Below are 21182 nucleotides of genomic sequence, written 5' to 3' on the forward strand. Positions count from 1 at the left end.
TTACTTGGTGAACGATGCAGTCATTTTTCCTTCAGCCAACTCTTTATCCACCGGATCAATCACTGGGTATTTTTTCTGTAGACGCATCATGATTACTCCAGCAATTGTTGCTACTAAAACGATTCCCGCAAAGCCAAACATAGACGTCTGGATACGATCAGGAGCAACTAAGTAAGGGGTAACAAAAGCAAATAATCCACAACACATTCTTGAAAAACCATTGATGAACCCTTGAAGTGAAGCTCGTGTTTCTGCTGGGAAAGATTCTTGTGTCCACACTTTGTAGATTGCTTCTCCGGCTAGTGGATTCCCAAAATTATAAAAAGCAATTGTGATCGCTAATGCAATAAATCCTGCACCACCACCGATCAATGCCATACCTAACATTGCGCCAAATTGAACGACTGCCCCAATAAAGAAAGCTTTGTTTCTAAATTTACCACCTGCAACAGAGGCAAATGCAATCGTTGTTGCTAAAGAAATCACATTCAACCCGATCCCTAATCCTGTAGCTTGTGCTTGACTAGCTCCGGCATTTGTCAAAGCATAGGTTTGAAATTGTCCCCAAGTATTCGCTAAGAGGTTCCAACACACATAAAAAATCAAGATAGCGGCGAAAAAGCCAAGGTATTTTTGTTTGTTTTCCCCAAATAGTACTGTCTTGAAAGAAACTTCTTTCGAGTCGCTTGTCACTTTGGTCATTGCTTGTCGAGCAGCTCCGGCTTCATGAAATTGTCTAAACTTAGGTGAAAGTGTCCGCCATAACCAAGTGATCACTGCAAACGTAAATAAGATGGCAAAAACAATTCTTGCTCCTAACACACCTTCGATTCCCGATAAAAGAAACGAACAGATGTAAGAAATGAATATCCCCACCTGCCAAAAAATCTGTGTGGAAGAAATCAAACGAGCAGAAGTATGCTCATCAGGTGCATCATGAGAAACAACGGTCAAACTTAATGGTAAGTCTGCTCCAGATGCTACGCCCATGATAATCACGCCTAATAAGAGCATTGGGAAACTTGTGGCTAGAATACAGACCGCAGCTCCGATCGCGTAAAACAAATTGATCCAGTTAAATGAACGGATCAAGCCAAATGCTTTTGATATCTGTCCGGTAAACAGCGATCCGAAAGCGATTGCAAAAGTTAGCCCGCCAGAAACGATCCCGACTTGTCCAGTTGTCAGCTCTAGTCCCTTTTGCCAAACGGGAATCGTCGCTGAGAGTCCAACAATACAGCCAGATCCAAGCATGGAGCCAATTCCAGCAGCGACAGCTAGAGGCGAATACTCTTTGACCGTGGTAGTAGTTGATGCCTGTTGTTTCTTCATAAAAAACACTCCTTAAAATAAGTTTTATAAGTTCGAACAGTTAGAATTGTAAACGTATGAATTACTCAGGACTATAGCAAAAAAAGTGTTCTTTTTATCCAAATCACATTCGTATGCTTCAGCGAATCAAACAAGCGATTCTTTTTCGAACATTCAGGAAACGAAAAGAAGGTTCACACTTATCCAATACATTTGGAATACGCTTTCGTTAATCTTCGCTTTTCATTGCCAGTTCATGATTGGTCAAATCTTTTTTACAGATCACCTGAGAAAAAGGACTCGTTGCATCACAACTGCCTATTCTATTTTTTTAACAGACTATCTTTGAGTTCTTTAGGTGTCAGTTCTGTGTATTTTCCGACTAATTTGTACAAAGAAGCAAGAGTTTCAAAACCAAGTTCATACGAGATTTCTTCAAAAGTTTTATTCGTTTCTCTCATCAACTCGATCATCGTTTTATACCGCAAAGAATTGATCAATTCTTGGAAAGAACTCCCTGTTTCTTTTTTCAATTTATTACTTAAATAATTTGCATTATAACCAAAATGTTTCGCTAGATTTTTCAGTGTCAGTTTTCGAAAATGAAGATCGATATATCGTAAAATCTCTAATAATTCCTGATTCTCACGTTGCGTAACATATTCTTCTAAATCACGGGTAAGTTCGATCAATAGTAAAGACAATCTCAGATTCAGTGCCCGCATATAATAGTCTTGTTTGTTGTAATATTCCAAAATCATTTTGTGCAATAACCCTTGCACTTCTAAGTTATCACCACAATGAAAATGGATAAATTCATCATGTTTTCCTTTTTCCTGCGAAGCATTTAATAGAAATTCATTGACCAATCCACGTGACTTCACCATATTGATCACGATGTCAGTCGTAATCGATTCCCCTTTCAATAAAATATTGATCAAAAGGTCTTCCTCTTCTAAAGGATCGATACGCTGAACGATTTCTTTGTCTAATAACAGCAATTCACCTTCTTTCAAGTGAATTTTCTTATCGTTGACATATTGGACACATGAACCAGACAACATATAGTTAAATTCAACAAATCCATGCGTATGTGCAGGCATTTCAGCGTAACGATGATGTTTATTGATAAAGATATTACCCTCTTTGAAAAATTGGTTTTTGGGCATTTTAGGTACTGCGACTGTCTCATAGGGCAACTGTTGGTCATTGATATTTTGACCATCAATTTGTTGTCGACATTCAATTTCGTTATTTTCCATCAAAAATATTTTTAGTTGCTCAAAGGTAAACACTGGCATCCTCCCCTTTTTCTTCATTTTCAGTTAGCTTTTCGTCAATAGCAACCAGATCTTTTAGGTAATTAGGTAACTATCTTTCAGTCTAACGAACGAAAAAGCAGCAAATCAACCAATGGAAGGTTTTTCCTTAGTCGTAACAAATAAATAGTTCGCTGGATAACCGATTTGGAAAACACCGAGCGTGATTAGATAAAAAACAAGTGGTACTACAAAAGTAGAGAAAATAATGCCAAATGATGCGCTAGATAATTGCGCCTGATTCGCTACATAGCCTGTATAGCTCAAAACAAATCCTGGGATAGCTCCACCAATCGCCATCGCAAATTTCATGATAAAAGAATTCAATGAAGCGATCAGCGCTGCTGTTTCAATTCCCAACTCGTGTTTTATTTGATCCACGTTATCAGCAGATAAACTATACTGCAAAGTATTGGTTAGCCCTAAGCCAACTTGGACAGCAAGATAAGCCCCTAAGAAAATCATTTTCGATTGATGCACGCCGATCATCACGATCATCGCTAAACAGAGTAAAGATAATGCGCCAACATATACTTTTTTCTTCCCCCATCGCTTAGATAAACTAGGGACCAACACACCTGCTCCTAAAGCACCAAACAGTCCTAAAAAACTAGCGAAACTTAGCAATTTTGTGTCATTCAAAATATAGTTCAAATAATACAAAAGCGATCCACTAAAGATATTGCTTGCGGCGGTAATAAAAAGCATACTGATAAATAGGGTCATCACTGGACGAATTTTTAAGATAGCAAGCGCTTCTTTATAAGAATAGCCGCGCTCTTGCGATAATTCAGCGGGCTCTTCATTCCCTCTTTCTTTTAGTGCTAATGTACCAAAAATCGTGAAGAACAAGACGACTAGTACCGTTCCGACAATCAACAAGGTATACCCAGAAAGCCCATTATTGTAAGCGGAAAGGATCAACGGTGCCAAAATATTCAAACAAGTAGGTCCTACTGTATACGACACACCTTTTATGGACGACAAGATGTTTCGATCGGCTTCTTGATCGGTTAATACGGGGATCAAACTATTTAATGGGATATCCATTAAATCAAAAGTGATACCTAACAAAATATAAGAAATATAGATAACGACGATTTTTTGACTAGTAAAAAGTAACGGTGCAAACCAAACGAGTAAATAGTTGATACAACAAATCACTGTTCCCAGCACCAAAATCGGGCGATATTTGCCAAAGCGTGTCACTGGGAAACGATCGATCAAAAAACCTAATAAAGGATCACTGAAACCATCAAGTAGTCTGGAGACCAGAAAAAGCGTACTAACTACAGCAGGATTAATGCCAATTACATCGGTATAAAAAATCAAAAGGTACGTATTCAACAACGTCATCACTGGGATATTTCCGAGATTTGTTAAAGCAAAACCAATTTTTTCCTTTACACTGATTCGTGTTTGTTGCATTCCAATCCTCTCCTTTTTCAAATCAGTTGTTTGCTCTTAGTTGTTTCAAGGGAGATATCATAATTTTTTCCTGGCTCTAAATGAACCACTTGCTGGTTGATACGGAGAATCCCTCCTTCTCGTGTCGTTGAGATGTGTAGCTGTTCTTGTTCTTTATTGATTGTGACAAGTCCATTTTTGATTGGTATTTGCATGTTTAGACTTTCAAAAGCAGCTAGATTAGGTTCAACAACGAAAGTTTGATATCCTGGTGAAAGTGGTCGGACACCTGCGAAATATCTGCCTAATAGATAGATCGGGCTTGCTCCCCAAGCATGGCATAAGCTTTTGCCAAAAGGATCCCCATACATTTCATACACTTGTTCGCCCGTTTCCTCAGGGATATATTCTTCCCAGAATGTCACTGCCCCTCTTTCAACCATTCTGCCCCAGTAATCACAGATGATTTGATACACTTGGTCTGTTTGACCCATTTTACATAGAGCATCTTGCTCGAAAAATTTGAAATAAGGTGTCGTGATCTGGGTAATTTCAGGGTTTAACAATACATGGGTTAAAATCTGTTCTTTCTTTTCTTGTTCTACTAAATCGAATAAAATGGCAAAGATATTGGCATGACGAGTTACGTGGCGCTTTTTCGATTCATAGGAATCAATAAATGCCTGCTTTTCTTCGTCCCAGAAATAGCTCATGACGTTTTCTTTTAGTTGTTGATACTTCTGTTCATAGTCATCTACTTCACCCAAAACAGCTCCACAAGTCATCATCGTTTGGTAAGCTTTAAGCAATAGAATTTGTTCTGCTGCCAAGGTTCCTTCTCGATCCATCTCCGTCCAGTCAATAAACAACCAATCTTTTTCTCGCCCATAAATAAAGCCAAGTTCATTCGTTTGTGCTTGGAGATAGTCCATCATCGTCTTCATCTTAGGATAGATTTGTTTCAAGAAAACCGTGTCACCCGTCATTAGATAGTGATTCTCAACAGCGATGATCCATAAAATCGAGTAGTCAACGATCGTATTCATATGTTGCTTGATTTCATTTTGCCCACGAAGCGCTAACATCGTTCGGGTATTGATTTCTTCATCGAAAAAGAGATATTGGTTGATAAAATAGCTTTGGTAAGCATCGCCTGACCAGATCCACCGATCTCGCTTGATCCCATCGATAAAGAACAATCCACTACATAGGGTAAATGTTTCCACAGAAACTTCCCAAATCTTGTTTAAAAGGACATTGTCTGAAGAAAAAGCAGCATGATTGGTTAAAGGAAGGGATTCATGGATCGCCTCGATCTCAATTTCTTCCTTCGCAACATCTGGAACAAACAAATACCGAAAAGCACGCTTTCTTGGGATTGTTTCAACAGTAGCTGCTTTTTCTTTGTAATAGCACATCTCCACATCCAATGCTTCTGATGCAGATTCACCATAGCAAATCATGATCGGTTGCCCATGTGTCATTTTTTTGATCGCCAGTGTTCCGTAAACCGCACGACCATAATCAATCAATACCCCCTCATTCTGTTCGTTGATTGAAACAGGTGTAACCACTTTTTTTTCAAAATAGACATGATTTGGATCGTTTGCTTTATCCAAATAAAGTGAGCTCCAACCAGCTGGTAGTTCTTCAATAAAGTTACTTGCTCGCCAACCTACATCACTCTTGATAACCTCTCCTTCGACAAAGACAGCGGGTAATCCAGTTGCGTTGCCTACAAAAATCCTGATTTTATTCTTTCCAGGCTGACAATTGATTGTTTCTTTAAGTGGATACTTTTTCCCATTCACTTCCACATAGCCAATCCCTGTTGCATAAACAATAAAAGAAGTTGGTTCTGTCAGTTCGTAGTAACGTTTGAATTTCACATTTTTATGACAATCATCAACGTTCCAATAAGCAGGCCAGTCATAGCCTCTTTCTTCTCTTGAAAAATTTTGTAATAATCCTTGTCTGATTTCAAAATCTCCTGGGTACCATAACCATCTTGTTTGTTTTTCACTATTCATCTTCCACACTCCTTGGTTTTGGATCGTAGCAATGGTAATCATGCACGATTCTTTTTTCTCATTGTCAATAACTGATAGTCTAAGCCTTTTGAACACATTGATTAATAACAAATGAAACAGCCCCGTACGTCTCACCCAAACTAGCGAAAGTTAAGCCAAATGAACACATTTGTTTAGTCATTTTGATAGCTCACTCTTCTTCAAAAATAAGTTAGAAATTTCCGTTTTGTACTTTCCATCACTTAAAAAAAACAGGAACGGCCGTTATCAATCAATAGTTAAATAGATTTAAGTTCTCCTTCCTAAACACTTATGCTTTTTCTCCCTCTACATATTAACCGCTTTCATATTCAGGGAACAATTTCCAAAATCCAGAATGTTTATATCAAATCTACAGGTTTTTTGGTTAAGAAGTTGTGTTACATTAATAGCAAGGTAAGATGATCATTAAGAGGTGAAGTTCATGGAGAAATGGATCTCAGAGTTATTCAAAGAAACGGAAATCGAAAAATTGCAAAAAAAATCAGGTAAAAATATTAATACGATGAACCTCAACTATCATCGTTCGATCGTTCCAGAAATTCCTAAAAGTAAGTTCTTTGAGTTTGGATCAATCGCAATTAACAAACATCCAAGATTTTCTTACACACCCGCGCATACCCATCATTTTATTGAGTTGAATTTTTTATTCAATGGGCAGTGCACCCAGCGTTTGAACGGTGACGTTTTTCATTTAGAAAAAGGACAGTTACTTCTGTTAGATAGTAAGGTTATCCAACAAATCGATTATGTAGGAGCAGAGGATATCTTGATCAATTTCCTCCTTGATATTCCAGCTATTCAAAATATTCTATTGCCTAATCTACCAAAATCCAATAATCTAATCACAGATTTTTTCTTTCAAGCAACCCGTTCGCCTACTGAACATACTAGTTATATCCTACTAGACTTATCAATGAGTCCCTTAGCGTATCAGCTAATTAAAAGTCTGATGATGACCACTTATCAAAAAGAGTCTGTGCATAAGCAACTTTTGCTGAATTTATTATTTTCTTCACTGATGGTAGAAAGCGCGCAAGCACCAGTGATTATCACGAATAAAAAACGATTCGTAATGAGCCGCTGATTCAAATCTTAGATTATATCAATGATCACTATGCAGAAATCACCTTACAGCAATTAGGAGAAACTTTTGGCTATAACAAAAAATATTTAAGCAACTTGTTAAAAAATAAAACCGGTAGTAGTTTCCAAGAGTTGATCGATCAAAAACGCTTATCTGAAGCAAAGCGACTCATGCTAGAAACAAACGATAGTTTAAGTACGATTGCCTTAAAAATCGGCTATAAAAGTGTCCCTTCGATTTTCAAACTTTTCCAAAAAGAAACCGGAAAAACACCTGATTATTTCCGAAAAAAACGGATGTAAAAAGAGTAGTTGAAACATGAATGGTACAACTCTCTAATTCCAACTGTAAAACAGTGACGAAAAGTTATTAACAAAAAAAATAACAAAAACCGCCTGAAACAATTGATATGTTTCAGGCGGTCCATTTATATTTTACGTAAAATACCACGTTTCTAACGAATGTCTCTAATTGTTTGATTTTATTCTACAAATGGTTCTTCTCCCAATGCTTGTTGCGCGGCTAGATTGATCATATTCCATTGGCGATCAAAACCAGGTTGGAAGAAAAAGTCAGCTTCTGCTAAATCTTCGATCGTCAGTTTTTGTTGGATCGCTAGCGCTAGTACGTTGCCTTGAGCAGTCACATCATAAGTAGATAAAACAGCTCCGCCAAGGACTTGATGTGTCATTGGGTCAAAGAATAATTGGATTGAAACTTTCGTGTTCCCATATTCTTCAGGTACATATTTAGGACGAATAGTATCTTCATAATAAGCTGTGCGAATGGCTACGCCTGCTTTTTCTGCTGTAAAACTATTCAAACCACTAGCTGCAAAGTGATAATCAAAAACACTTAATGCCGAAGAACCTACAACGCCTCCAAATGGTTGGCTTGGTGTATCCTCAAATAGATGTTTGACTACATATCGTGCTTCTCTTCTTGCCACTGTTGCTAGTGCAATCGGCATTTTTGAGCGGGCAGGTATCGAATAAGCAAGGGTTGCATCCCCTACTGCATACACATCAGGTAAATTGGTTTGCAAATATTCATCGGTAACGATCCAACCACGATCATCTAAATCTACGACTCCTTTTAGCCATTCCGTATTCGCTTTGACTCCAGCTGCTTGAATCACAAGATCTGTCGCGATTTCTTCATCTGCTGTTTGAATCGCAGCGACTTGTTGCTCACCAGTGAAAGCAGTGATTTTCGCACCCGTCACGACTTTGATACCCTTTTCTTTTAAATGTTCGGTTAAAATATCCGTCATTTCCGGATCTAAATAAGTGCCTAATGGTCGATCAATCACGTCTAATAACGTCACTTCTTTCCCTGCTTTTTGAAAAGCTTCAGCGGCTTCGATCCCGATATAGCCTGCACCGATAACAGCTACATTTTTGATCGCTGGATCAGTTAATTTATCTTTGATTCTAGTAGCCCAATCGTACCCACGCATCAAATAAACGTTCTCTAAATCTGTTCCTGGTACTGGCAATGAATTTGGTTTTACTCCTGAGCTTAAGATCAATTTATCATATTCATACTCTTTGGTACTCTTATCTAAGATACTAGTCACCGTTACTGTCTTTTGGTCTGCATGAATCGCTTTTACTTCATGATTGTTTAAAATGTGAACATTGGGTTGTGGAAAGTTTTCTGGTCTGAAATTTCGTACATCATTAACATCTGTCACTTGGTCCTCTAAATATAATTCCATGCCACATGACATGAACGAAACATAATCCCCTGCTTCAAATAAGGTGATATCGACATTTTCACCATATCTAGATAGCAATTCTAAAATCGATTGATGTCCGCCATGAGATGCGCCGACAATAATAACCTTTGTTTTCTCCATTGATGAAACCTCCTTGTTCAATTATTTAGAATAACTCTAAACAATTCAAACATAACACTCGATTTTTTATAAATCAAAAGAAATGCCCAAATATTGGACAGAAAAAATAAGACTTTCTCTATTAAGTTTTTGACTTAAATGTTTATCAACTTTCTTTTTAGATGGCAATACTTTTTAGTAAGAAATAACTGTACAGAAAAATAAAACGGTTATGCTATTATTTGTCAATTATATCGCTTGACTTAACTTGTAAAATTTATATAAAAAACATTTTCCATACTAATAAAGTTAGCTGGTACTATAGACCTCCTCAGCCATGAAATTAGAAAAAAACATACCAAAAATAATAACTGTACAAAAAAGATCGTTTCAGAACACTTAACATTTACAAATAAATACAGGAAAAACTTTGCGTTACTTAATGTTGTATAGTATTATAAGAGTAAAGAGGTGGTATATATGCTCATTACAAAATCTAGATTACAAGGTAGTTCTGTAGTAATTACACTACCGTCTGATAATGGTAAAAAACCTTCAGAAAATCAAGAATATATTGTTGTCTACTCTGAAGATGGGACAATCACATTAGTTCCTAAAATCGAAGATCCATTTAGTGCTGGACAAGAAGCTGAGTATTACGAAAAAGATGAATGGAAAGACTTAACTCCTGAAGGGAGAGAAATTTTATAGTGCCTAAAGCTAGAAATTATATTCCTAAAAAAGGGGATATTGTTTGGATCGATTTTGATCCATCCACAGGCAAAGAAATTCAAAAGAGAAGACCAGGCTTGGTTGTATCTCGTTATGAATTTAATTGCACAACAATGTTTGCAATAATCTGTCCAATTACTTCTACTATAAAAAATCTACCGACACGCTATTCGCTTCCCAAAGATTTAGATACAAAGGGACAAGTACTTATTTCTCAATTAAAATCACTTGATTTCAAGGAAAGAAAACTCAAAAAGGTCGAAAATTTACCTTTACAAGATATGGCTAAAATTGATCAGATTATCCAGTATATATTTTAAGCACCTTAAATTGGATCATAATCTTTCGTTATGCCAAATAAAACTAAAAAATGTACACCATTAAAAAAGAAAAATGACAAATGTTCCTCTTTCAATCAACAAAGTAAACAAAAAATGAAAAACTTCGTTCAATAAAATGAACGTAGCTTTTCATTTTTTTTGATTACATATCAGCTAAAAAAAGGCGAATCCGTTGGCAAGCTTCCGTAAGTTCTGCCAAACTACTTGCATAAGAAATCCGAATATAGCCTTCACCCTCTGGTCCAAAAGCTGAACCAGGGATACAGGCGACTCTGCCTTGTTCTGCTAACTGTAAGCAAAACTCCCAAGAATTCAAGGTAACTTCTTTTGGCAGTTTACAAAACAGGTAAAAGGCGCCATCAGGTGGTATGACTTCAAACCCTAACTCACTTAATTGACCTAAAAGATAATCTCTTCTCTTCGCATACTGTTCTTTCATTTTTTCCCCATCATACATTCCGGTAGTAAGTGCCTCAACCGCAGCTTTTTGAGCCATCGTAGTGGCTGAAGTGACTAAATATTGATGGACTTTGATGATTTCATCAATCACATATTTTTGAGCAAAAATAAAGCCGATCCGCCAGCCGGTCATCGCATGAGATTTGGATAAACCGCTAATCACAATTGTTTGCTCCGGAAGATAAGACGCTGGCGAGACATGGTCTCCGACATAATTCAACTCTGCATAGACTTCATCACTGATCACGAAGACCGATCGTTGTTTGATGACTTCAGCTAATTTTGCCATTTGTTCTGAAGTTAACAGTGTTCCTGTTGGATTGCTTGGATAGTTCAAGATAATTGCTTTGATCGAGTCGCCATAAATAGCAAAGGCTGCTTCTAACTGTTCTGGTTGGCAAATAAAGCCTGTTTCTGACGTATCGATCGTGATCAATTCCGCTCCAGCAAGATCCACTATCGGCTGATAGCCAGGATAAGCAGGCGCAGGAATCAATACTTTGTCGCCTTCTTCTAAAATCGCTAGTAAAGAAGCAGCGATTGCTTCTGTGGCACCAACTGTCGTTAGTACTTCAGTTTGAGGATCGTATACCAACCCATAACGTTCTTTTTGAAATAAACAAGCAGCTTCACAAACTTCGGGTAGTCCCCTCATCCCCGTATAATGGGAATAATTTTCTTCAATAGCAGTGATCCCCGCCTGTTTGACATGTTCGGGTGTTGGAAAATCAGGCTCTCCTAAGGTTAACTTGATGACATCGGGGATAGCAGAAATTTGTTGGTCAAAACTTCTGATTTGTGACACTGCTATTTTTGCAAGCCTGTGATTAAAACGATTGGTTAAATTCATGTGGTTTTCTCCTTTTTATCACTTCTTTGTCACTGATCCTTTTTTAGCAAAAGTCCTTTTGTATGAAGGATCGTTTGATACCAAGCGACACCCTTTTCTAACACAGCCATATCAAAATCAAATCGTGCATCATGAAGTGCTGGTGTATCACCGACACCGAGAAAGAAAAAAACACATGGATACTTCTGGGTATAAACACCGAAATCCTCTGCTTGCAAGACCGGTTGTTCAAGCTCATGTAATTTTTCTGATTGCTTCAAGGCTGTATATATGTGAGGATCATTGATGACCGCTGGATATCCATCATTATAACGGAATTGGATCGATACCTGCGAATTTTTTTGAAATTTCTCTGCTAAATCAGCCAGTTGTGCTTTGATCGAATCTTGGATTTGCTGATCATAAGAACGGATGCTGCCTGAAATAGTTACTTCATTTGCTAAAACATTTCGAATCGTACCACCAGTGATCTGTCCAAACTTTATTAAACGTCGCCATTCTTTAGGTAAAGATTGTTCCAACTCGTATACTTCATCCATAAAACCAATGGCTCCTCGGATACTGTCGATCCCTTGTTCACTAGAGGCAATATGGGCAGATCTCCCTTTGACAATGATATCTGTCTCACTACTTTGTGCCATAAAGGCGCCCGATCGTGAATAGATCTCGCCTTTGGGAAGACCTGGCCATAAATGAAACCCGAAAATCGCTTGGACTTGATAGTCCTCTAACAAACCTGTTTGAATAACACTTTCCGCTCCGCCAGATATTTCTTCCGAAGGTTGAAAAATCAGAACAACGTTGTACATTAACTGTTCTTTATGATCTGCGATATATTCCGTTAACCCTAATAACATTGCCATATGTCCATCGTGACCACACGCATGCATCATCCCTTCATGAGTAGAAGCAAAGGGAAGATTTGTTTCTTCTTGGATCGGTAAGGCGTCAATATCTGTCCGAAAAGCAATCGTTTCGTTTTGTTGATGATCAAAATAAAGCAATAAACCAGTCTCGCCGATCTCATGCAGGACTCCCCCAAGATCCTTGATTTGTTCATGCAAATACGCTTTGGTTTTAAATTCATGAAAGCCGATTTCAGGAATTTGATGTAACGCCATGCGATGTTTTGCTAACATCGACATTCACCATCCCTTCATAGAGCCCTTTAACGACTGTTTCATATTCTTCATTTTTTACCCCAATGATCAAGTTTAATTCTTGTGCCCCTTGGGATAAGATCGATGTCCGAATCTCTAGTTGATTTAAGATGGATAAGACTTTGCCAGAAAGTCCAATCAGTTCTTTATGTGGTCCGCCAACAACTGAGATCAATGCCAGATTCTCGATAATTTCGACTTCCTCGACACCCAAATTTTCTTTTAACTCTTTGGTAATCAAAAATAATTGATCTGCAATGGCTTCTGCTGAAACGACTACTCCAATATTGTCGATCCCCGAAGGAATGTGTTCGATCGAAATACCATGATTCGCAAAGACACTCATTGCTTTCCAAATAAACCCGATTTCATCAGACATATGTCGTTTAAATAGTGTTAGCGAAAGAAAATCTTTTTTTCCAGCAATCCCTGTTAAGCCATTTTCTTTTTCGACTTCTTTGCTGGAAATTCTAGTGCCTTGCGCCTCTGGATCGTTCGTATTTTTTATTTGAATCGGGATACCTGCTTCTTGTACTGGGAAAATAGCTGATTCATGGAGAACATTTGCCCCCATATACGCCATCTCTCGTAATTCTCTAAATGAAATTTCTTTGATGATTTTTGGCGTGTCAATGATTCGTGGATCAGCCATCATAATCCCAGAAACATCCGTCCAATTCTCATAACAGTCGGCATTCAATAGTTTGGCTAAGATTGCGCCAGTGATGTCGCTCCCACCTCGCCCCATCAATTTTTCTTTTCCAACTGGATTAGCACCATAGAATCCTGGGACTACTAGTGGGCCTTTTTCTTGATAAATAGTTATTATTGCTTGTTTCGTCCGTTCTTCATCGATCTCACCCGTATAATCAAAGAAAATCAGTTCTTTCGCATCTATAAACGTATAACCAACATATTCAGCTAATAACTTCGCAGTGAGATATTCTCCCCGACTGACCAAAAAATCTTGCGAGACTTTTTCTCGCTGTAATTTTTTTTGGATCTCTAATAATTCATCTTCAATCGGAAAAGTCAACGACAAGACATCTCTCACTTGAATGAATCGTTCACAGATCCTTTCCCACAAAGGTGTCCAATCGACTCCATGATGAAGATAGGCATGGATCAAATACAAGAGATCCGTGACTTTGTCATCTTCTTTTGTTCGTTTTCCTAAAGCGGAAACAACGATCACACTTCGTTCAGGAGCAGCTAAAATAATAGATTTTACCTTTTTGAATTGTTCTTCATGAGCCATCGATGAGCCACCAAATTTTGCGACTTTCATTGGATCACCTCCCTGATTGGTGATAACAATGCAGAGGCGATTTGTACAGCATTCGCAGCTGCGCCTTTACGGATATTATCCGCTACGGTATACAGCAACAGCCCATTTTCCAATGTAGGATCATGCCGGAGTCTGCCGACGTATACCTCATCTGTTCCTTTAGCAAGGATACTGGTCGGGTAAGTATAGTTGGGCAAATCATCCACGACTGTTATTCCCGGGAAATGTTGCAAACATTGACGGACTGCTGCAAGTGAAAATGGCTGCGCCAACTGGACTGCGATTAAAACACCATGACCAACTTCGATGGGGACACGTACACAAGTAGCCGAGACAGGTAAGTTAGGCAAATGTAGGATCTTCCTTGTTTCAGCCATCATTTTGTGTTCTTCTTTCGTATACCCATCAACCAACGGTGCATCAATTTCGGGGATGACTGTTTGACTGATATCATGCGGATAAAGCGAAGGTTCCTGCCCTTTTTGAGTGGCGTGAAGATCAGTTAGCCCTTGTTGCCCCGAACCAGAGACCGCTTGATAGGTGGAATAGTTCACGCGGTTGACACCAAATGTCTGTTGCAATGCCTTTAACGGTAAAATGGCTTGGATCGTGGAACAGTTTGGATTGGCAATCAATCGGTTCATTTCATGATCTGCTAGATTGACTTCTGGAACGATCAACGGAATCGACGGATCTTCTCGCCAAGCAGAAGAATTATCAATGACGACCAACCCATGTTCTCTAGCAAGTGGCGCAAATTCAAGTGAAATTTCTGCTCCGGCTGAAAAAAGCGCTAAATCATACCCGTCAAATGATGTCTTTGTTAATTCTTCTACTGTGTATTCTTTTCCCTTAAACACACAGACTTTTCCAGCTGAACGCTTGGATGCTAATAATTTCAAACGACCTACTGGAAAATCATATTCTGCTAACACGTTCAACATCGTTTGACCAACTAAACCAGTTGCTCCAACGATACAGGTATCTATTTTGCGCATCTTTTTCATCCTCTCTATAATTCCCGTAATGCAGCGATCAATGCGGTGTTTTCCCTCGTTTGTTCGTCTTTGATTTTTAATACTCGGGCAGGTGTTCCACCCACTACGGTATCAGCGGCTACATCTTCTAAAACAACTGCTCCAGCCGCTACGACTGCATTTTTGCCAATACGGACACCTTCAACAATGACAGCATTCGCACCAACCAAGACACCGTCTTCAACCACCACTGGTTGAGCGGAAGCCGGTTCGATCAAACCCGCCAACACTGCCCCCGCACCAATGTGACAATTTTTGCCGACAATCGCTCTTCCGCCTAAGATTGCCCCCATGTCGATCATCGAGTTTTCCCCAATCTCCGCACCGATATTGATGATCGCTCCCATCATGATGACCGCATGATCACCGATCGTTACTTGATCCCGAATAATTGCTCCTGGCTCGATCCGAGCATCGATTTCTTTTAAATCAAGCAGAGGTATGGCACTATTTCTAGCTGTTTCTTCTATTTCGATCTCAATGATTTTAGCGGATTCTTTTGCGAGGATTGGTGCGATTTCTTGGTAATCACCGAAAATAATTTGGCTATTCCCCTGACCAAATACTTTACACTTTTCAAATTTAATTGGTTCAGTGACATTTAAATACACTTTAACCGGTGTTTTTTTATCAGCTGTTTGAATCAAACGTATAATTGCTTGTGCGTCCATTTGCTTTCTCTCCTTTATCCACCTAAAGTATCTGCTAATTGATAGTATCCAGCTGGTTGATTGCTTAACCAAAAAGCTGCACTTACTGCTCCTTCTGCAAAAATCTGATTGGAAAACGATTCATGTTTGATTGATAATACTTCATCCGTAGATGCAAATAAAACTTCGTGCTCTCCAGGTAGAGAACCAATACGTAAACTGTGTACTCCGATTTCATCGGTTTTTCTAGGTTGATCTTTCCATTGGAAAACAGGCGATAGTTTACGGACTTCTTGCATACTAGCGAGTAGTGATTGAGCCGTTCCAGAAGGCGCATCTTTTTTTGGTCATGATGTTTTTCAATCAATTCGATTTGCCATGTTTTCAATAATTCAGCAGCCTGCTTCACTAATTGATTCATGACAAAAATCCCTAAAGAAAAGTTCGCACTGTATAAAATGGGGAAACGTTGCCCAAACGCTTCGATTGCCTGGAATTGTTCCTCACTATAGCCAGTCGTTCCGATCACGACTGGAAGTTGGTGTGCTGCTCCATAATCTAGCACTTTTTCCAAATTATCTGCGTGAGAAAAATCAATAAGGAGTGAGATATTACTCGGAAAAGATAAAGTAGTCGCTTCTTTAAGGGAGACCTTTGGAAAAACGACCTCATGTTCATAAGATTCAATGACTTCTTGGATTTTTTTGCCCATTCGTCCATGTCCGACTACACCAATTTTCATACCTGTTCTCGTCCTTTCATAGGTAATAATTCCTGTAATACTCCTCGCTTGTCCTCAGACAGAGGAACAAGTGGTAGCCGTAACACACCTGAAGGAAGAGCCATCATCTCCATTGCGGCTTTTATTGGGATCGGATTTGTTTCACTAAACAAGGCATGGATCAATGGTAAGGCAGTTAATTGGATTTGTTGCGCTCGTCGAAGATTCCCTTGCTCAAACGTTGCGACTAATTCATGGACTAATCTAGGCTGGATATTGGCCCAAACACTGATAACCCCACTTCCACCCACACTTAATATCGGCAAAATAGCATCATCGTTGCCACTATAAAGGACAAACGAGTCTGTCAAAAGACGACCAACTGCCATCACATAAGCAAGATCACCTGATGCTTCTTTGATCCCGCTGATTTGTGGATGTGTCGCTAATTTTTCCAGGACTGGAATTGGGATCGTCATTCCAGTTCTAGATGGTACATTGTATAAAATGATCGGTCGTGGTGATTGGTCAGCAATTGCAGTAAAATGCGCCAACAAACCTGCATCACTTGTCTTATTATAATAAGGCGTGATCACTAACAATTGATCCGCCCCAATCGCTGCTAAACGTTGGACTCTTTCAATTGTTTTTTTCGTATCGTTTGTTCCTGCGCCTGCGATGACTGGGATTCTTTTATTTACTTTTGCTACTGTAAAACGTAGAATCTCCTCTTCTTCTTCTGGCGTTAACGTCGAAGATTCCCCAGTTGTTCCTAACACTAACAGGCCATCTGTACCTTCTGAAAGATGAAACTCAATTAGTTTCTCTAATCCTTGATAGTCAATTTCGCCAAGCGCATTCATCGGTGTAATCAATGCAACGATCGAACCTTTAATCATACGACATCTCCTTTTGTGACCATTCATGAACAGCTGGTCCCGTCATTTGTATTTGTGTCTCCCCAGTAATCATTAACTCTCCTTGCTCTAAGTGAATCATGGCCTTAGCACTTGCTAAGTATCCATGATCTCTAGCTACAACATAAGCCGCACAACAGCCAGTACCACAAGCCAATGTCCAACCAACACCACGTTCATACGTGCGTACGATCAGTTCCTGTTCATTGACTCGTTGGACAAAATTAACATTGGTTTTTTCTGAGAATAATGGATGGTGACAAATCTGTTCCCCTAACGCTTTCATTTGTTGCGCTTTTGCATCCTCTACAAAAACAACGGTATGGATCGTGCCCATAAACAAACTAGTTAGCTGGACATCCACTTGTCCAATACATACTATTTGATCCACGATGGGTTCTGTTTGATTGACCGCTAACTTTTCTGTCGAATAATCGGGTTGTCCCATCTGAGCGGTACAATAAAAAGGTTCTTCTGTCAAAATTTCAATGGAAATCACACCCGCTAATGTGTGTACGTCGAAAGGTGAAGTTTCTACCATAGCTTTATCCCATACATGCCGAGCAAAACAACGAATCCCATTCCCACACATCGGCGCCTGACTGCCATCTTTATTGAAATAAAGCATCGTTAAAGGTTGCTCTCGAACGACAATCAACCCATCTGTATCAAATCGATCCTGTCCACACCACTTGCTGGCTAATTGGTGATAATCGATTCCTTCTTCATAGTCCATTAAGATAAAATCATTGCCGCAACCATTATATTTATGCAGGATCATTGAACTTCACCTCGCAATAAATCCTCATATTCTTGCCTACGTACCACTAATCGAGCAGTTTCACCGTTGACGAATACCACAGCAGGCGTCAAAGCTCGGTTATAGTTGCTACTCATTGAATAACCATAAGCGCCTGTGGCATATACCGCTAATATATCTCCGGGTTCAGCGATAGGCAAAAGAGCTTCTTGAATAACCACATCACCTGACTCACACATTTTCCCAGCGATCGTGACTTTTTCGGTTTTCTTTTCCCTTAATTTGGTTGCCAGATCACATTGATAGCTCGCTTGATAGAGTGCTGGACGGATATTATCGGTCATTCCCCCATCGACAAAATAATATTTTTTATTTGGCGTTTGCTTAATAAATCCTACCGTATAAAGCGTCGTTCCTGCTTCCCCAACGATACTTCTTCCGGGTTCGATCAACAATTCATTGATTACTAATCCTTGTTTTTTTAAAGCTTCTTCCGTAAAACGTACTAATTCTCGAACAGATTCTTCAATGGGTAATGGCTGATCACTTTCGGTATAACGAATACCGAACCCTCCCCCAAGATTTAGCGAAAGTACTTCATCAAAATCTTTAAGATAACCAACCAGTTTATGGATTTCTGCTATCCAGGCCGATAATTCAAAAATCTGCGAACCAATATGTGCATGAAAGCCTTCTAACTGTAAAAATTCACTACCCTGAATAAATTGGATCGCTTTTTGACACTCTTCACTTTCATAGAGTAGACCAAATTTTGAATCAATATGAGCGGTAACGACATATTCATGCGTATGTGCTTCGATCCCTACATTCAACCGGATCATTACCTGGAGTTCTTTTTGATATTCTTGGCTAAGTGCGACTAACAATTCAACTTCCATGAGATTATCCGCTACAAAATGAACAAGTCCATTTTCAATAGCATAACGGATTTCCGCAGGTGTTTTATTGTTTCCATGAAAATAGACCTCTTCCATTGGAAAGTCAGCACACACAGCTGTATAAATCTCACCACCACTAACTACATCTAAACCTAATCCTTGTGATTGAATCAGTTTTAACATGGCGACGGTCTGAAATGCTTTTGATGCATATAAAATCTTTGTCTTAAAATGATCTGATTGAAATCCTTGTTTAAATGCCTTGATGTTCTCCACCATTTGCTTCTCATCGTAAACATAAAGGGGTGTTTGATATTGTTTTACTAATTGACTAACAGGAATTTCACCGATCATTAATTCTGACATTCGAGACTACCTCTTTTCCGCAATGTTTTTTAAAATTTCTCTCATTAAGATTTGAATTTTATTTGAATAATATTAAACAAATTCTCAGTGATTGTCTACTATATTCATAAATTTAATAAAAAAAAGTGCATTCATACATTTTTTTGTATAAATACAAAACTAGCGAATAAAAGATTAAAAAACAATGGATATGCTCATAAATCTCACTATTTCAATCATACAATCTAGTGAAAGCAACTACTCCATCAAATAAAAATACGTTTGGTTGCGATCATTCCATCGAAACCAAACGTATTTTTTAATTTAATCCTTCGTTGTAAAAAGGAGAGCTATTCCTTTGTTCATCAGAAAATTCATTCTTAAATTGATTTTTTTTAAACCACATACCCAAAGTAAACGGCTAAAAACATCAATGATGCACCTAACATCACAAATAAGTGCCAAATAACATGTGTGAATCTCTTACTTTTCATGCTATAAAAAATTGAGCCGATCGAGTAAGCTAACCCACCAGCGACCAATAAAAGTAAACCGGTCAAATTGATGTTTTGATAAAGTTTTGGTAAAACAATCACGATTCCCCAGCCCATCACATTATAAATAATCGTTGATACTTTAGAAACCTGACTGGCTTTCGCTAAAGTCAAACACTTGTAAATGATCCCGATAACTGCTGTTGCCCAGATTACACTAAGTAATAGTACACCAGAAAGTCCCTGAACGATTAACAGGCAAAAAGGCGTATAGGTCCCGGCAATCAGTAAATAGATCGAACAATGATCGAATATTTGAAACACTTTTTTTGCTTTTGTAAAAATCAAGCTATGGAACAACGTAGAACTGAAAAAAAGCAAAAACAGCGAACTGCCATAAATGATAAACGCAACATAATCGAGGGTTGAATGAGCTTGTTCCATCAGCAAGTCAAAACAAATGAGACTTAAAAACGCTGCAATCCCATGGGTGACGGCATTCAACACTTCATTCACTATTTGATACTTCCGACTAAATTCTACTTCCATTTTTGTATTTCCTCCAATCATTGATGCCTTCTTCTTATAAACCTATTATATACTGTTTGTAAGACTTTTACATCTAGTTTTCAAAACTATATTAAAACTTAATGTTTAAAATAGCAAATGAAACACACTATCCCGACCACTAGCAATTCAATCAATACGAATACAAGAATCAAAAGAGATCGTTTTTTTTGGCTATCAATTTTCTTGACTTCTTTTTCAATGTCTTGATCTTCATAGGGAATACGGTGTCCTCGTACCAGCAACCGGTGACTATTGACCATATAAGGGGTACATGTTAATAATGTAACTAAATCCTGCCCTTTTTCAATCATCAGATCATCAAGATCTGTAGGCTCAATAATTTTGATTTGATCCACTTGATACGCTAATTTACCATTCTGACTTTCGATAAAAACAAATCGTTTTTCTCTAGTTGATCTAAATCCGTAAATAGTTTGGCTTTGGGTAATCCACGATGACTAGAAAGAACGGCATGAGTACTTTCACCCCCAACTGGATAAGAGGTTTCTGCCAATAAAGAGGCACCTTTTTCCAGAAAAAAAGAAGTCGTTTGGTCAAAAATCGGTAGTCGCACATTGATTTTCGGGATTGATAACACACCAATGGTATGTTTTTGGATCGTTGATTGTGTTACCTTCTCCGGTTCTTCTTCGGCGAATGGGTCAGAGCCTGGGGAAGAATTACTTTTTGCAAGTTCTCGATTTTTTTCTAGATATTCTTGTTGGATTTTCTCTAACTCTTCTGTCTTTTGTTGTTGTGCTTGTTGTTGGTATTTTCTAATGATTTGCTGATCCAGGTAATCATTGATACGATCACTAACAAAAGGATACATAAAAATTACGATTCCTGTGATGAATAACAAGGTCATGAAACTATCCAAATATCGCCGCTTTTTGTTACTCATTGATCGTCATCCTTTTTTGACT

General features: G+C 38.5%; 18 protein-coding genes and 2 pseudogenes. 4 read left to right on the forward strand and 16 right to left on the reverse strand.

The window, feature by feature from the left end:
* The 4 genes from EHR_RS02755 to EHR_RS02770 form a co-directional block, all read right to left on the reverse strand.
* Positions 1–1332 carry an MFS transporter gene (locus tag EHR_RS02755; RefSeq protein WP_010720187.1) on the reverse strand — a complete coding sequence of 444 codons (1332 nt, stop codon included), beginning with the start codon at positions 1330–1332 and terminating at the stop codon, positions 1–3.
* Positions 1333–1634: 302 nt separating this feature from the next.
* Positions 1635–2606, reverse strand: a complete 972-nt coding sequence (locus EHR_RS02760) for an AraC family transcriptional regulator (RefSeq protein WP_010738531.1) — start codon at positions 2604–2606, stop codon at positions 1635–1637.
* Positions 2607–2717: 111 nt separating this feature from the next.
* The gene (locus EHR_RS02765; protein WP_010720189.1) at positions 2718–4058 is read right to left on the reverse strand and encodes an MFS transporter; all 1341 of its coding nucleotides are present in this window, start codon (positions 4056–4058) and stop codon (positions 2718–2720) included.
* A 17-nt stretch (positions 4059–4075) separates the two neighbouring features.
* The gene (locus tag EHR_RS02770; RefSeq protein ID WP_010738532.1) at positions 4076–6067 is read right to left on the reverse strand and encodes an alpha-L-rhamnosidase-related protein; all 1992 of its coding nucleotides are present in this window, start codon (positions 6065–6067) and stop codon (positions 4076–4078) included.
* A gap of 463 nt (positions 6068–6530) precedes the next feature.
* Between EHR_RS02770 and EHR_RS02775 the strand changes: the two genes are divergently transcribed.
* Positions 6531–7193 (forward strand): AraC family ligand binding domain-containing protein, encoded by a 663-nt coding sequence (locus tag EHR_RS02775; RefSeq protein ID WP_014834300.1) that lies wholly within the window; start codon positions 6531–6533, stop codon positions 7191–7193.
* 95 nt (positions 7194–7288) lie between these two features.
* Positions 7289–7495, forward strand: coding sequence for a helix-turn-helix domain-containing protein (locus EHR_RS14390; protein WP_243464876.1), 207 nt, complete (start codon positions 7289–7291; stop codon positions 7493–7495).
* Between the two features lie 179 nt (positions 7496–7674).
* Here the strand turns inward: EHR_RS14390 and EHR_RS02780 are convergent, their stop codons facing one another.
* Positions 7675–9054 (reverse strand): FAD-dependent oxidoreductase, encoded by a 1380-nt coding sequence (locus EHR_RS02780; protein ID WP_010738534.1) that lies wholly within the window; start codon positions 9052–9054, stop codon positions 7675–7677.
* 459 nt (positions 9055–9513) lie between these two features.
* On the opposite strand from EHR_RS02780, the gene mazE reads away from it, so the two are divergent.
* Entirely contained in the window at positions 9514–9744 is a 231-nt protein-coding gene (gene mazE / locus EHR_RS02785; RefSeq protein WP_010738535.1) for a type II toxin-antitoxin system PemI/MazE family antitoxin, read from the forward strand.
* Positions 9744–10085 carry a type II toxin-antitoxin system PemK/MazF family toxin gene (locus tag EHR_RS02790; protein ID WP_010738536.1) on the forward strand — a complete coding sequence of 114 codons (342 nt, stop codon included), beginning with the start codon at positions 9744–9746 and terminating at the stop codon, positions 10083–10085. Before mazE ends, EHR_RS02790 begins: the two co-directional genes overlap by 1 nt.
* A 163-nt stretch (positions 10086–10248) precedes the next feature.
* On the opposite strand, the gene EHR_RS02795 is transcribed toward EHR_RS02790, so the two are convergent.
* The 11 genes and pseudogenes from EHR_RS02795 to EHR_RS02845 all read right to left on the reverse strand — a co-directional run bounded on the left by EHR_RS02795 (position 10249) and on the right by EHR_RS02845 (position 21160).
* Positions 10249–11415 (reverse strand): pyridoxal phosphate-dependent aminotransferase, encoded by a 1167-nt coding sequence (locus EHR_RS02795; protein ID WP_010738537.1) that lies wholly within the window; start codon positions 11413–11415, stop codon positions 10249–10251.
* 29 nt (positions 11416–11444) lie between these two features.
* Entirely contained in the window at positions 11445–12554 is a 1110-nt protein-coding gene (locus tag EHR_RS02800) for a M20 family metallopeptidase (protein WP_025480561.1), read from the reverse strand.
* Positions 12514–13863, reverse strand: a complete 1350-nt coding sequence (locus EHR_RS02805) for an aspartate kinase (RefSeq protein WP_010720195.1) — start codon at positions 13861–13863, stop codon at positions 12514–12516. Before EHR_RS02805 ends, EHR_RS02800 begins: the two co-directional genes overlap by 41 nt.
* Positions 13860–14861 carry an aspartate-semialdehyde dehydrogenase gene (locus tag EHR_RS02810; RefSeq protein ID WP_014834302.1) on the reverse strand — a complete coding sequence of 334 codons (1002 nt, stop codon included), beginning with the start codon at positions 14859–14861 and terminating at the stop codon, positions 13860–13862. Before EHR_RS02810 ends, EHR_RS02805 begins: the two co-directional genes overlap by 4 nt.
* A gap of 14 nt (positions 14862–14875) precedes the next feature.
* On the reverse strand, positions 14876–15571 hold the full coding sequence (gene dapD / locus EHR_RS02815; RefSeq protein WP_010738540.1) for a 2,3,4,5-tetrahydropyridine-2,6-dicarboxylate N-acetyltransferase: 696 nt from the start codon (positions 15569–15571) through the stop codon (positions 14876–14878).
* A 14-nt stretch (positions 15572–15585) separates the two neighbouring features.
* Positions 15586–16292, reverse strand: a pseudogene (gene dapB, locus EHR_RS14670) (4-hydroxy-tetrahydrodipicolinate reductase).
* Positions 16289–17170, reverse strand: a complete 882-nt coding sequence (gene dapA / locus EHR_RS02825) for a 4-hydroxy-tetrahydrodipicolinate synthase (protein WP_010738542.1) — start codon at positions 17168–17170, stop codon at positions 16289–16291. Before dapA ends, dapB begins: the two are co-directional and overlap by 4 nt.
* Complete coding sequence (gene dapF / locus EHR_RS02830; protein WP_010738543.1) at positions 17163–17969, reverse strand: diaminopimelate epimerase; 807 nt, start codon at positions 17967–17969, stop codon at positions 17163–17165. Before dapF ends, dapA begins: the two co-directional genes overlap by 8 nt.
* A complete protein-coding gene (gene lysA / locus EHR_RS02835; RefSeq protein ID WP_010738544.1) occupies positions 17966–19213 on the reverse strand; it encodes a diaminopimelate decarboxylase in 1248 nt (415 codons plus the stop codon). Before lysA ends, dapF begins: the two co-directional genes overlap by 4 nt.
* A 374-nt stretch (positions 19214–19587) precedes the next feature.
* Complete coding sequence (gene trhA, locus EHR_RS02840; protein WP_025480259.1) at positions 19588–20235, reverse strand: PAQR family membrane homeostasis protein TrhA; 648 nt, start codon at positions 20233–20235, stop codon at positions 19588–19590.
* 98 nt (positions 20236–20333) lie between these two features.
* A pseudogene (locus EHR_RS02845) lies at positions 20334–21160 on the reverse strand (class C sortase).
* Positions 21161–21182: the final 22 nt, after the last annotated feature.

Source organism: Enterococcus hirae ATCC 9790 (assembly GCF_000271405.2).
In the GTDB taxonomy this organism is placed as follows: Bacteria; Bacillota; Bacilli; order Lactobacillales; family Enterococcaceae; genus Enterococcus_B; species Enterococcus_B hirae.

Coding starts and splice junctions, on each gene's coding strand:
- EHR_RS02780 (WP_010738534.1), bottom strand. CDS start 9,054: ATGGAGAAAACAAAGGTTATTATTGTCGGCGCATCTCATGGCGGACAT.
- EHR_RS02755 (WP_010720187.1), bottom strand. CDS start 1,332: ATGAAGAAACAACAGGCATCAACTACTACCACGGTCAAAGAGTATTCG.
- EHR_RS02765 (WP_010720189.1), bottom strand. CDS start 4,058: ATGCAACAAACACGAATCAGTGTAAAGGAAAAAATTGGTTTTGCTTTA.
- dapF (WP_010738543.1), bottom strand. CDS start 17,969: ATGATCCTGCATAAATATAATGGTTGCGGCAATGATTTTATCTTAATG.
- dapD (WP_010738540.1), bottom strand. CDS start 15,571: ATGGACGCACAAGCAATTATACGTTTGATTCAAACAGCTGATAAAAAA.
- EHR_RS02805 (WP_010720195.1), bottom strand. CDS start 13,863: ATGAAAGTCGCAAAATTTGGTGGCTCATCGATGGCTCATGAAGAACAA.
- EHR_RS02800 (WP_025480561.1), bottom strand. CDS start 12,554: ATGTTAGCAAAACATCGCATGGCGTTACATCAAATTCCTGAAATCGGC.
- EHR_RS02775 (WP_014834300.1), top strand. CDS start 6,531: ATGGAGAAATGGATCTCAGAGTTATTCAAAGAAACGGAAATCGAAAAA.
- trhA (WP_025480259.1), bottom strand. CDS start 20,235: ATGGAAGTAGAATTTAGTCGGAAGTATCAAATAGTGAATGAAGTGTTG.
- EHR_RS02770 (WP_010738532.1), bottom strand. CDS start 6,067: ATGAATAGTGAAAAACAAACAAGATGGTTATGGTACCCAGGAGATTTT.
- EHR_RS02795 (WP_010738537.1), bottom strand. CDS start 11,415: ATGAATTTAACCAATCGTTTTAATCACAGGCTTGCAAAAATAGCAGTG.
- EHR_RS02810 (WP_014834302.1), bottom strand. CDS start 14,861: ATGCGCAAAATAGATACCTGTATCGTTGGAGCAACTGGTTTAGTTGGT.
- mazE (WP_010738535.1), top strand. CDS start 9,514: ATGCTCATTACAAAATCTAGATTACAAGGTAGTTCTGTAGTAATTACA.
- dapA (WP_010738542.1), bottom strand. CDS start 17,170: ATGATTAAAGGTTCGATCGTTGCATTGATTACACCGATGAATGCGCTT.
- lysA (WP_010738544.1), bottom strand. CDS start 19,213: ATGTCAGAATTAATGATCGGTGAAATTCCTGTTAGTCAATTAGTAAAA.